Here is an 11,720-nt window from a genome sequence, read left to right as displayed (position 1 = left end):
CAAAGCCGTCCGGCTCACAAAGAAACAGCATTTTCTTATTTAGTGTTATAAATATTGCATCGCTGTGACTTCAAAGCCGCTGGTCTATTCAACACTTTCATAATATAAGGCGCCCCTGATATTTTATTGCCGCCTCGCAATAGGGTGGTGTTAAAAGCGGGAACCTAATGAACATCGAGACGGCCGTGAACGACAAAGCCAGCATCTTCGATCTGGCTCCTATTTCTCTTTGGCTTGAAGACTATAGCGGTCTTCGCAAGCAGTTCGATACATGGCGGTCGGAAGGCATCACTGACCTTAAGACTTTTCTGATGGAAGACACGAGCCGTCTTCGCATCTGCACGAGTCACATCCGGGTTCTCGCGGTTAACCGCAAGACGCTTTCGCTGTTCGAGGCGAAGGATATCAATCACCTCGTCACCAATCTGGAGCGCGTTTTCCGCGACGATATGCTGGAACCGCATATCGACGAGATGGTGCAGCTCTGGAACGGCTCCGACACGTTCTACAGCAACACGATCAACTATTCGCTAGAAGGCCGGCGCATCGATATTCAGCTGAAGGGCCGTATCCTGCCCGGTCACGAACAAAGCTGGGATCGTGTTCTCCTGTCGATTGAAGACGTAACCGCACGCGAAAACGCGATGCGCGAGCAGGATCGCCACAAGCGTCATGCGCAAGGCCTGTTCGAGCATTCGCCGGTTTCGCTGTGGGTTGAGGATTTCAGCCGCATCAAGGAACTGATGGACGATGTGCGAGAGCGCGGCATTATCGATTTCCGCGTGTTCACCGATGTGCACCCGGAATTCGTGCGCCAGTGCATGAGCGAAATCCGCGTGCTGGAAATCAACAACGAGACGCTGGAGCTTTTCCTCGCGCCCGACAAGCAGACATTGCTGCAATCCCTGCCGCAGATTCTGCGCGGAGAAATGGAAGCGCATTTCCGCGAACAGCTGATCGACCTGTGGAATGGCATTCTGTTCCAGCGTCGCGAAGTGATCAACTACGCACTCGATGGCACTGAACGCCACGTTCTGTTGCAGTTCTCGGTCCTGCCCGGCCATGAAAATGACTGGTCGCTGGTGCAGGTGGCGCTGACGGACATCACCGCACGCAAAAAGGCCGAAGCCTATCTGGAATATCTCGGCAAGCACGACGTGCTGACCAAGCTGCACAACCGCGCCTTTTATGTGGATGAGCTCAACCGGCTGGAGCGGAAGGGCCACCTGCCTGTTTCCATCATCATCATCGATCTAAATGGCCTCAAGTCTGCCAATGACCTTTGGGGACATGCGTCAGGCGACGGATTGCTGCGCCGTATCGGCGAAGTTCTGAACGAAGCCGTCAAGCTGCCCGGCCATGCCGCGCGGATCGGCGGCGACGAATTTGCAATTGTGCTGCCTTATGTGGATGAGCGCGGCGCGGAAGCCATGGTGGAAGACATCAAGCGGCTGGTTGAAATCAACAATCAGTACTATTCCCAATTGCAGCTCAACCTGTCCATCGGCACGGCAACCACCACGCCGGGAGAAACGCTCGAAGCCGTCGCCAAACGCGCCGATCTCCTGATGTATGAAAACAAGCGCCAGCAATATTCATCCAAAGGCGGCAATATCTAATCGTCGAACTTGATGACGGATTTGCCGCGTGTCAGATCCGTCACGAGCCGCGACAGGTCATCCTGCGCGGCAATAGGCATTGCGCCGGTTATTTCCACGCCGTTTGCCGTAAAATTCTCCTGCGCAATCGCGACATGATCCACAGCGGTCAGCCGCGCTTTCAACAGCGCGTGGTCGGAAAAATCGCAGGCAAAGGCAAAGCCGATCATCGGGATCACCTCGGTCTTTTCCGCCTGTCGCAGGCAGGTCGCCGCCGTGCCGCCATAGGCGCGCATCAAGCCACCGCTACCGAGCAGAATGCCGCCGAACCAACGGATCACCACCACCGCAATATTGTTGAGCTGTTGACCGTCGATGGCTTGCAGGATCGGCTTGCCCGCCGTGCCGCTTGGCTCACCGTCGTCGCTGAAACGATAGTTCTGCCCCATACGCCAGGCCCAGCAATTGTGACTGGCCGCAAGGTCCGAATGTTCGCTCAGGAAATCCTTCGCCGCCTGCTCGCTCGCAACCGGCGCGGCAATTGCCAGAAACCGACTTTTCTTGATTTCCTGACTATAGGTTTCAACGCGACTGATCGTGAACATGGCAATCCTGCAACTATGATTTTGCGGCCTATCATGTTCCTGTGTAGATGACGACCCCTTACCCATTGCCCGCCATTGCGCCTACGGCGCGGAGGGTATAAGGCATTTTAGAAATGTGCTGTTTTCTAACAGCCTTGATCTTCCTGCAATGACTTAAGAGGCCTGCCGATGTTCGATTTGATTGTGAGAAACGCTAATCTCCCTGACGGTCGCGAGAAGCAGGACATTCTGGTCAAGGACGGCAAGATTACCGATATCGTTCCATCGAAGGGCGAGCATCAGGCTGCCAAGGAAATCGACGCTTCCAACCGCCTCGTAACACCACCTTTTGTCGATCCGCATTTCCACATGGACGCAACGCTGTCGCTTGGCCTGCCGCGTCTCAACCGTTCCGGTACGCTTCTGGAAGGGATCGCGCTCTGGGGTGAACTGAAGCCCATGCTGACCGTTGAAGCCATGGTCGAACGCGCCTTGCGCTATTGCGATCTGGCCGTCAGCCAGGGCCTGCTGGCCATTCGCAGCCATGTCGATGTCAGCGATCCGCGTCTGCTGACGGCGGAAGCGATGATCGAGGTGCGCGAAAAGGTAAAGCCGTATATAGATTTGCAACTCGTTGCCTTCCCACAGGACGGTTATTATCGTTCGCCGGGCGCGGTCGATCTCGTCAACCGCTCGCTCGATATGGGCCTCGACATTGTCGGTGGCATCCCGCATTTCGAGCGCACCATGGCCGATGGCGCTGCATCGCTGGAAGAGCTCTGCCGGATTGCCGCCGAGCGTGGCCTGCCGGTCGATATTCATTGCGACGAAACCGATGATCCAATGTCGCGTCATGTGGAAACGCTGGCCGCCCAGACCGTGCGTTTCGGGCTTCAGGGTCGCGTATCGGGCTCGCACCTCACATCCATGCATTCCATGGACAATTACTATGTTTCCAAGCTCATTCCGCTGATTGCGGAAGCGCAGATGAACGCTATTCCGAACCCGCTCATCAATATCACATTGCAAGGACGCGCCGACACCTATCCAAAGCGTCGCGGCATGACCCGCGTGCCGGAACTGATGGCTGCTGGCGTTAATGTCGCCTTCGGTCATGATTGTGTTATGGACCCATGGTACTCGATGGGCTCCGGCGACATGCTGGAAGTGGGGCATATGGCGGTCCATGTGGCGCAGATGACGTCCATCGAAGGCAAAAAACAGGTCTTCGACGCGCTGACCGTCAATTCGGCCAAGGCGCTCGGTCTGGAAGGCTATGGTCTTGAAAAGGGCTGCAATGCAGACTTCGTCGTGTTGCAGGCGCGTGACCCGCTGGAAGCGCTGCGCCTCAAGGCCAACCGCCTGACGGTCGTGAAGCGAGGCAAGATCATTGCTGAAACGCCGCAGCGTGTCAGTGCGCTCAATCTCGAAGGCCGTCCGTCTTCGATTGATGGCGCCGATTACGCACCCATCGGCTGAACAAACACGACGCAGCAACAAACCGGTGCCTGTTTTTCAAGCGACCGATAAAAGCGCTTGAATTAAAGGCAGATTAGTCGGAAATACGAGACATTGCTTATGCTCCTCCTGATCAGGGTGCAGGGCAATCCGTCGCGCATGGAAAGCACGCACAAACACCACCTTAAGAGGGGTCCAAATGGCCAAATTATCGAACTTCACCCGCCGCGACATTCTTGCGATGTCTGCGGCACTGGGCGCAACTGCGATTTCCACGCGTGTTTTCGCAGCGGATGAAAAGCTGAAGGTTGCAGGCATTCACGCCTCGCCGGTTGAAAACGCCTGGAACTCCCGCCTGCACGAAGCACTGAAGCAGGCCAATGACGAAGGCGTCATCGAATATGTCTTCTCCGAAGGCGTTTCGGCGAGCGACTATCCCCGCGCCATGCGCGAATATGCCGAACAGGGCATCAAGCTGATCGTCGGCGAATCCTATGCCGTCGAACGCGAAGCGCGTCAGGTTGCTGGCGATTATCCGCAGACCACTTTTGTCATGGGTTCCTCCGGCAAGCCGCAGGGCGACAATTTCGGCGTGTTCGGCACCTGGAATTTCGAAGCAGCCTATCTTGCAGGCATGCTGGCAGGCGCGATGAGCAAGTCGGGCACTTTCGGTTCGGTCGGCGCTGTGCCGATCCCGGAAGTCAACATGCTGATGAACGCCTTCCAGGATGGCGTGAAGGAAACCCGCCCGGATGCGAAATTCATTGCATCCTTCATCGGCACCTTCTTCGATCCGCCGAAGGCGCGTGAAGCCGGTCTTGCCCAGATCGATTCCGGCGCAGACATTCTGTTCGGCGAACGCATCGGCACCGCCGACGCCGCCAAGGAACGCGGCATCAAGGCAATCGGTTCGCTGATCGACTATACACCGCGCTATCCGGACACCATTTTTGCAAATGCAATGTGGTACTTCCGCCCAATCCTTAATGCAGCGATTGCAGATGTGAAAGCCGCCCAGCCGACCGGTAAGGATTACACGCCATTCAGCCTCATGAAGGAAGGCGGCAACGACATCGTCTACGTCAAGGGCGTCGCACCGGCAGAAGCCGAAGCCAAGATGGAAGCGCGACGCGCCGAGATCAAGGCTGGCAAGTTCGAGTACAAGCCGAACGCGGCTGAGCCCAAGTAAGACAGCAGCAAACAGGGCGGCAGAAGTGGCATTCGACAGCAAGCATCAGGACGCAACAGCACTCGCGCAAGCGATTGCCGGAGGCGTTTTAAGTGCGCGAGAGGCCATGGATGCCGCCCTTGAAGCCGCAGAAAAATGGCGCCCTCTGGGCGCCATTGCATATCTCGATCCTGAACTTGGCCGCACCAACGCAACGGCGTTTGACGCGCACGCCGACAAAGCTCCGTTTGCGGGCATCCCATCGCTGTTCAAGGATTTGGGCGGCCCTTGCGCCGGTCTGCCGATCCGGCTTGGCTCGCGTGCCTTCGAAAACGCTTCGCCGCAAATGGATTCCGAGCTTGGCAGACGCCTGCGCAAAGCGGGCCTCAATTTCTTCGGCACGACCACCGTGCCGGAATTCGGCCTTGCACTCGCCAGCGAACCGGAAAGCGGCCCACTGGCTCGCCATCCATTCGATGGAACACTTTCTCCCGCTGGCTCATCCGGTGGCGCGGCGGCAGCCGTCGCAGCCGGGATTGTCAGCATCGCCCACGCAACGGATGCAGGCGGCTCCATTCGCGTACCTGCCGCTACCTGCGGTCTGATCGGCCTGAAGCCGAGCCGTGGCGCGATGCCCGCCGGACCGCATTTCGGCAATTATCTCGCCGGTATCGCCAGCGAGTTTGCGCTGTGTCGCTCGATCCGCGATGCGAAGACACTGCTTCCGCTCGTCGAGGGCAACACCGAGGGCTTTCTGCCTGATCCGGCCATGAGCGCGGGCGAGCTGCCGGAACGTCTGCGCGTCGGCTTTGTCGCGGAAGACCTTGCCGCTTATCCTGTCACAGCAGAGCGTATGCAGGTTGTGACCGATGCCGCCCGTTTTCTGGAAGCGCAAGGCCATGCCATCCGCGAAATCCCCGCGCAGGATCTAAGTCCTCTTGTCGCTTCCAGCGCACGCGCATTCGATCGCATCATTTCCGTCAATCTTGCAGCCGCAATCGACTTTCTAGCAATCGATCAGGAGAAACTGGAACCGCTCACCCGCGCGGTTGCAGAGCGTGGACGCGGGTTTGATGCAACCGCGCTCTATCGTGCCATGAACGGCGCTGTCAGCGCTTCGCATATGCTCTGGCAGATTTTCCGCGATATTGATGTGCTGATAACCCCGATGCTTTCCAGAGCGCCCTTGCCATTGGGCTCGTTTCCGATGAACCATGGCGATGTGGACAATCACTGGCGGAAGATGAACGAATTTGCGCCCTATGCGGCGCTTGCCAATATTTCCGGTTTCCCGGCGCTTTCTCTACCATTCGGAGAAGATGCCAACGGGATGCCGTTAGCCGTGCAGCTTATCGCGCCCATGGGCGCGGACAGGCTACTTCTGAATGCCGGTCAGCGGCTGGAAGCGGATCGCCGCTGGCAGCATAAATTTCCCGTTGCGGGGTTGAACCAATGACGACAACAGTTCTTGAACTGCAAAACATCACCAAGCGCTTCGGTGCACTTACAGCCAATGACGATATTTCGCTGAAGCTGGAGCGTGGCGAAATCCTCGCTTTTCTCGGCGAAAACGGCGCGGGTAAAACCACGTTGATGAACATCCTGTTCGGCCATTATGTGCCGGATGAAGGACGTGTCTTCGTCAAGGGCGTTGAAATCCCGCAGGGCAAGCCGCGCGCAGCCATCGATGCGGGCGTAGGCATGGTGCACCAGCATTTCACCCTCGCACCCAACCTCACGGTTCTGGAAAACATCATTACCGGCACAGAAAGCCTCTGGAAGCTCAAATCCGCGCATGGTGCAGCGCGCGCCAAGATCGCGCAGATTGCAGAGCGTTTTGGCCTCAAGGTCGATCCTGATGCGCGGCTTGGCGATCTTTCGGTCGGTGAGCAGCAGCGCGTCGAAATTCTGAAAGCGCTTTATAACGACGCGGATGTGCTGATCCTCGATGAACCGACCGCCGTTCTGACGACGCAGGAAGCGGAAGGCCTGTTCGCGACGCTCAAAGAAATGGCCCGCCAAGGCCTGTCGCTGATCTTCATCTCGCACAAACTGCATGAAGTCATGTCCGCCGCCGACCGGGTTATCGTGCTGCGCGGCGGCAAGCTTGTCGCCGAGCGCAAGGCTTCTGAGACTTCCAAGGAAGAACTGGCCGAACTGATGGTGGGACGACGTGTTTCGCGCCCTGCCCGCGCCGCTGCAACCCCCGGCGAAACGTTGCTGGAAGCCAGCAATGTCACGGTTGTGGAGGACGGAATTGCTCGCCTTTCGGAACTGAATTTTCAGGTTCGTGCCGGTGAAACGCTCGGCATTATCGGTGTGTCCGGCAATGGGCAAGCAGCGCTCGGACGGTTGGTTTCGGGCCTTAGCCAGCCGGCAAGCGGCGCGCTTATCATGTTGGGGCAGACCGTGACCAAATTCGATCCGCGCCGCTTTGTGGCAGAAGGTGTCGGGCGTATTCCCGAAGACCGGAATGCTGAAGGCGCCATTGGCGATCTGACCTTGTGGGAAAATGCCATTCTGGAGCGCGTGCGCGATCCGAAATTCTCGAACGGTATTCTGGTCAATCGCACTGCGGCACGCGAATTCACCGACCGTATTATCACGGATTTCGATGTGCGCGGCGGCACACCGGATAGTCGTATCCGCCTGCTTTCCGGCGGCAATATGCAAAAGCTCATTTTGGGTCGCAATCTGGAGACCGCGCCGCGCATTCTCATCGCGGCGCAGCCGACACGCGGACTGGATGAAGGCGCGGTCGCGGCCATCCACACCCGCATTCTCGAAGCGCGCGCCAAGGGCGCAGCCGTTCTGCTGATTTCCGAAGATCTTGATGAAATCATTGGCTTGGCGGATCGTGTTCAAGCGATTGTTAAGGGCCGCCTCTCCCCGCCTATCGATGCAGAAGAAGCCAATGCGCAGAGACTGGGCCTCATGATGGCTGGCGAATGGCAGGCAAATACCAAGAAGGGGCTGAATTGATGCGTATTGAACGACGCGAAACGCGGCCCATGGCGTTGGTGACTACGGCACCGATCATTGCGGTCCTGGCCGCTTTCGTGCTGGCGGGCCTGCTGATAGCCGCCGCCGGTGCGCCGGTGGTCGAATCCTTCCGCCAGATCGCCATCGGCGCATTTGGCAACAAGCTGTCGATCAGCGAGACGCTGACACGCGCCACGCCGCTGATGCTGACCGGCCTTGCCGCCGCTGTCGCCTTCCGCTCCAAGCTTTGGAATATCGGTGCTGAGGGACAGTTCTATATGGGCGCGCTGGCCGTGGTGGCCATGGGCACGCAATTGCAGTTGCCCGCGCCGCTCCTAATTCCGCTGCTGCTGATTGTCGGCGCGATTGCTGGCATGATTTTTCTACTGATCCCGCTCGGCCTTCGCTTGCGCTTCGGCGTCGATGAAGTGGTGACGACACTGCTTTTGAACTTCGTTGCCGTGCTGTTCGTTTCCATGATGATCGAAGGGCCGATGAAAGACCCGCTGGCCTTTGGCTGGCCACAGTCTGAACCGGTGCCGGATGCCGCCGTGCTGCCGAAAATCATGGCGGGTATGCGACTGCATATCGGCATCCTGATCGCCATCGCGCTTGCGCTGATCATTGCCTATGTGCAGAAGCGCACCGTGTTCGGCCTTGAAACCAAGGCCGCCGGTATCAATCCGGGTGCGGCGCGTTTTGCAGGTGTTCCCCTCGGTCGCACACTGATCAAGGTCGCCTGTATCTCCGGCGGTCTGGCAGGTCTGGCGGGCGCCATTCAGGTCATGGGTGTGAAGGGCTATGTCACGACCGACCTTTCGCCGGGCTTCGGTTATTCCGGCATTATCGTCGCGATGCTCGCCAACTTAAACCCGATCGGCGCGATCTTCTCGGCGCTCTTTGCCGCCGCCATGTTCGTTGGCGCAGACGGCATGAGCCGCGCCATCGGCATTCCGAGCTTCATTGCCGACGTCACCGTGGCGCTGTCGCTCCTGACCATGCTCGTCGCATTGTTCTTCACCCAATACAGGATCGCCCGATGAACGAGTTGATGGATATCCTGCTTTCTGCTGGCCTCTGGGTCTCGGTCCTGCGCATCGCAACGCCGCTGATCTTCGGCACGCTCGGCGCGCTTTATTGCGAACGCGCAGGCGTGCTCAATCTCGGCATCGAAGGCATCATGACCTTTGGCGCGATGATCGGCTGGCTGACTGTCTATAACGGGGCGGATCTGTGGGTGGGTGTGCTGGCCGCTGCCGCTTCGGGCGCGCTGTTCGGCCTGCTGCACGCGGCGTTGACTGTCCCGCTCGGGCTGTCGCAGCATGTGGTCGGTCTTGGCATTACGCTGTTTGCTTCAAGTCTCAGCTATTTCCTGTTCCGACTGCTGGTGCCGCTCTCCTCGACGCCGCCGACAATCACGCCGTTTCAGCCCGTGAACCCGTCGTTCCTCGCTGATGTGCCTTTTATCGGGCAGGTATTGGGCACACAGACAGCGTTGACATGGATCGCCATTCCGCTGGCACTTTTGCTTGGCTATGTGCTTTTCCGCACACCGCTCGGCCTTGCCATTCGCATGACCGGAGAAAGTCCTCATGCCGCCGAGGCGCAAGGCATCAACCCGATCCGTGTGCGCATTTTCACGATCATGTTCGGCAGTGCATTGATGGCGGTTGGTGGCGCGTTCCTGACGCTTTCGGCGTTCAACTCGTTCTTCCCGACCATGATGCAGGGACGCGGCTGGGTGTGTATCGCGCTCGTCGTTTTCGCATCGTGGAAGCCCGCCCGTGCATTGCTGGGCGCATTGCTGTTCGCGCTGTTCGATGCTTTTCAGCTTCGCCTGCAAACGGTCTATGGGAAGGCGGTTCCTTACCAGCTTTTCCTGATGATCCCCTACATCATGTCGATTATCGCGCTGATCGTCATGGCAAGGCGCGCGCGCGTTCCGCAAGCGCTGATGCAGCCCTATCGTCGCGGAGAGCGCTAACGGCGTTTTTCACCACAAAACTGCAAACAAAAACGGCGCCCGAAGGCGCCGTTTTCTTTTGTGTTGTCGAACTTATGCAGCGCTCGACTTGCTCTTTTCAAAGCGCTTGCGCTCATTCGGATCGAGATAGAGCTTGCGAAGGCGGATCGACTTCGGCGTCACTTCAACCAGTTCGTCGTCCTGAATCCATGACAGGGCGCGTTCCAGCGTCATCTTGATCGGCGGGGTGAGCTTCACGGCTTCATCCTTGCCAGCGGCGCGGATGTTGGTGAGCTTCTTGCCCTTCAGAACGTTGACTTCCAGATCGTTGTCGCGGCTATGAATGCCGATCAGCATGCCCTGATAGACCTTGACGCCAGCGTCGATGATCATCGGGCCGCGATCTTCAAGGTTGAACAGCGCGTAAGCAACAGCTTCGCCCTGATCGTTGGAAATCAGAACGCCGTTGTTACGGCCCGAGATTTCACCCTTATATGGCTGATAATCGTGGAACAGACGGTTCATGATCGCCGTGCCGCGCGTATCGGTCAGAAGTTCCGACTGATAGCCGATCAGACCACGGGTCGGTGCGTAGAACACCATACGAACGCGGTTGCCGCCCGAAGGACGCAGCTCGACCATTTCGGCCTTGCGTTCCGACATCTTCTGAACAACGGTGCCCGAATATTCTTCATCGACGTCGATGACGACTTCTTCGATCGGCTCAAGCTTCTCGCCGTTTTCGCCGTCCTTCATGACGACGCGCGGACGCGAAACGCCAAGTTCGAAGCCTTCGCGGCGCATGTTTTCGATCAAAACTGCGAGCTGCAATTCACCACGACCCGACACGAAGAACGAATCTTTTTCGTTCGATTCTTCGATCTTGAGCGCAACGTTGCCTTCTGCTTCCTTGAGCAGACGGTCACGAATAACGCGGCTCGTTACCTTGTCGCCTTCAGTGCCCGCATAAGGGCTGTCGTTGACGATGAAGGACATGGTCACGGTCGGCGGATCGATTGGCTGCGCTGCCAGAGGCTCGCTGACCGAAGGATCGCAGAACGTGTCTGCAACGGTGCCCTTCGAAAGACCGGCAATGGCAACAATGTCGCCTGCCTGTGCTTCGTCGATGGCCTGACGTTCGATGCCGCGGAATGCGAGAATCTTCGAGATACGACCGGTTTCGAGCAGCGAACCGTCCTGACCGAGAACCTTGACGGCCTGGTTCGACTTGATCGAGCCGGAATGGATGCGTCCGGTGATGATGCGGCCAAGGAACGGATCGGCTTCAAGGATCGTGCCGATCATGCGGAACGGGCCTTCAGCAACCTTCGGTGCCGGAACGTGCTTGAGCACGAGGTCAAACAGCGGGGCCAGACCTTCGTCCTGCGGACCTTCCGGGTTCAGCGCCATCCAGCCGTTACGGCCAGAACCGTACAGGATCGGGAAGTCCAGCTGTTCGTCGGTAGCGTCGAGATTGGCGAAGAGGTCGAACACTTCGTTGATGACTTCTTCATGACGGCCATCCGGACGGTCGATCTTGTTGATCGCAACGATCGGACGCAGACCAACCTTCAGCGCCTTGCCAACGACGAACTTCGTCTGCGGCATCGGGCCTTCGGCGGCGTCAACGAGAACGATAGCGCCGTCCACCATCGAAAGGATACGCTCAACTTCACCGCCGAAGTCGGCGTGGCCGGGTGTGTCGACGATGTTGATGCGGGTATTCTTCCAGACAACCGAGGTCGCCTTGGCGAGAATGGTGATCCCGCGTTCCTTTTCGATGTCGTTGGAATCCATCATGCGTTCTGCAACGCGCTGGTTGTCGCGGAACGAGCCAGACTGCTTCAGCAGTTCATCGACCAGTGTGGTTTTGCCATGATCGACGTGTGCGATAATAGCGATATTACGCAATTCCATATGGAGATCACTTCTATATGAGTTGGGAGCCGCGCCAACAGACCCGCGCG

9 protein-coding genes are annotated in these 11,720 nt (G+C 58.0%); 7 read left to right on the top strand and 2 right to left on the bottom strand.

Annotated features, from left to right (window positions below; all coding sequences use genetic code 11):
- The first annotated feature begins 167 nt into the window (after positions 1 to 167).
- Positions 168 to 1,619, top strand: coding sequence for a sensor domain-containing diguanylate cyclase (locus tag D8666_RS13060; RefSeq protein WP_121538289.1), 1,452 nt, complete (start codon positions 168 to 170; stop codon positions 1,617 to 1,619).
- On the opposite strand, the gene D8666_RS13055 is transcribed toward D8666_RS13060, so the two are convergent.
- Positions 1,616 to 2,203, bottom strand: coding sequence for an IMPACT family protein (locus tag D8666_RS13055; protein WP_121538287.1), 588 nt, complete (start codon positions 2,201 to 2,203; stop codon positions 1,616 to 1,618). The two genes, D8666_RS13060 and D8666_RS13055, sit on opposite strands and share 4 nt — an antisense overlap.
- Positions 2,204 to 2,371: 168 nt before the next feature.
- Between D8666_RS13055 and D8666_RS13050 the strand changes: the two genes are divergently transcribed.
- The 6 genes from D8666_RS13050 to D8666_RS13025 all read left to right on the top strand — a co-directional run bounded on the left by D8666_RS13050 (position 2,372) and on the right by D8666_RS13025 (position 9,774).
- Positions 2,372 to 3,661: an amidohydrolase family protein gene (locus D8666_RS13050; RefSeq protein WP_121538285.1), complete on the top strand. Its 1,290-nt coding sequence runs from the start codon at positions 2,372 to 2,374 to the stop codon at positions 3,659 to 3,661.
- A 178-nt stretch (positions 3,662 to 3,839) separates the two neighbouring features.
- Positions 3,840 to 4,829: a BMP family protein gene (locus D8666_RS13045; RefSeq protein ID WP_121538283.1), complete on the top strand. Its 990-nt coding sequence runs from the start codon at positions 3,840 to 3,842 to the stop codon at positions 4,827 to 4,829.
- Positions 4,830 to 4,854: 25 nt separating this feature from the next.
- Positions 4,855 to 6,264 (top strand): amidase, encoded by a 1,410-nt coding sequence (locus D8666_RS13040; RefSeq protein WP_235858954.1) that lies wholly within the window; start codon positions 4,855 to 4,857, stop codon positions 6,262 to 6,264.
- Positions 6,261 to 7,790, top strand: coding sequence for an ABC transporter ATP-binding protein (locus D8666_RS13035; protein ID WP_109367297.1), 1,530 nt, complete (start codon positions 6,261 to 6,263; stop codon positions 7,788 to 7,790). Before D8666_RS13040 ends, D8666_RS13035 begins: the two co-directional genes overlap by 4 nt.
- The gene (locus D8666_RS13030) at positions 7,790 to 8,833 is read left to right on the top strand and encodes an ABC transporter permease (protein ID WP_109367296.1); all 1,044 of its coding nucleotides are present in this window, start codon (positions 7,790 to 7,792) and stop codon (positions 8,831 to 8,833) included. The genes D8666_RS13035 and D8666_RS13030 overlap by 1 nt, the downstream gene beginning before the upstream one ends.
- The gene (locus D8666_RS13025) at positions 8,830 to 9,774 is read left to right on the top strand and encodes an ABC transporter permease (protein ID WP_109367295.1); all 945 of its coding nucleotides are present in this window, start codon (positions 8,830 to 8,832) and stop codon (positions 9,772 to 9,774) included. The genes D8666_RS13030 and D8666_RS13025 overlap by 4 nt, the downstream gene beginning before the upstream one ends.
- 72 nt (positions 9,775 to 9,846) lie before the next feature.
- Here D8666_RS13025 and typA read toward each other — a convergent pair whose 3' ends face one another.
- Entirely contained in the window at positions 9,847 to 11,670 is a 1,824-nt protein-coding gene (typA, locus tag D8666_RS13020) for a translational GTPase TypA (protein ID WP_109367294.1), read from the bottom strand.
- Positions 11,671 to 11,720 lie beyond the last annotated feature (50 nt).

The organism is Ochrobactrum soli, from assembly GCF_003664555.1.
Classification (GTDB): domain Bacteria; phylum Pseudomonadota; class Alphaproteobacteria; order Rhizobiales; family Rhizobiaceae; genus Brucella; species Brucella teleogrylli.
The sequence above is the reverse complement of the archived record's forward strand: the minus strand, read 5'-3'. Positions and strand labels throughout refer to the sequence as shown.

Excerpts from the sequence above, each read along its gene's own strand:
- typA (WP_109367294.1), bottom strand. The coding sequence starts at position 11,670 with ATGGAATTGCGTAATATCGCTATTATCGCACACGTCGATCATGGCAAA.
- D8666_RS13045 (WP_121538283.1), top strand. The coding sequence starts at position 3,840 with ATGGCCAAATTATCGAACTTCACCCGCCGCGACATTCTTGCGATGTCT.
- D8666_RS13025 (WP_109367295.1), top strand. The coding sequence starts at position 8,830 with ATGAACGAGTTGATGGATATCCTGCTTTCTGCTGGCCTCTGGGTCTCG.
- D8666_RS13030 (WP_109367296.1), top strand. The coding sequence starts at position 7,790 with ATGCGTATTGAACGACGCGAAACGCGGCCCATGGCGTTGGTGACTACG.
- D8666_RS13035 (WP_109367297.1), top strand. The coding sequence starts at position 6,261 with ATGACGACAACAGTTCTTGAACTGCAAAACATCACCAAGCGCTTCGGT.
- D8666_RS13060 (WP_121538289.1), top strand. The coding sequence starts at position 168 with ATGAACATCGAGACGGCCGTGAACGACAAAGCCAGCATCTTCGATCTG.
- D8666_RS13050 (WP_121538285.1), top strand. The coding sequence starts at position 2,372 with ATGTTCGATTTGATTGTGAGAAACGCTAATCTCCCTGACGGTCGCGAG.
- D8666_RS13055 (WP_121538287.1), bottom strand. The coding sequence starts at position 2,203 with ATGTTCACGATCAGTCGCGTTGAAACCTATAGTCAGGAAATCAAGAAA.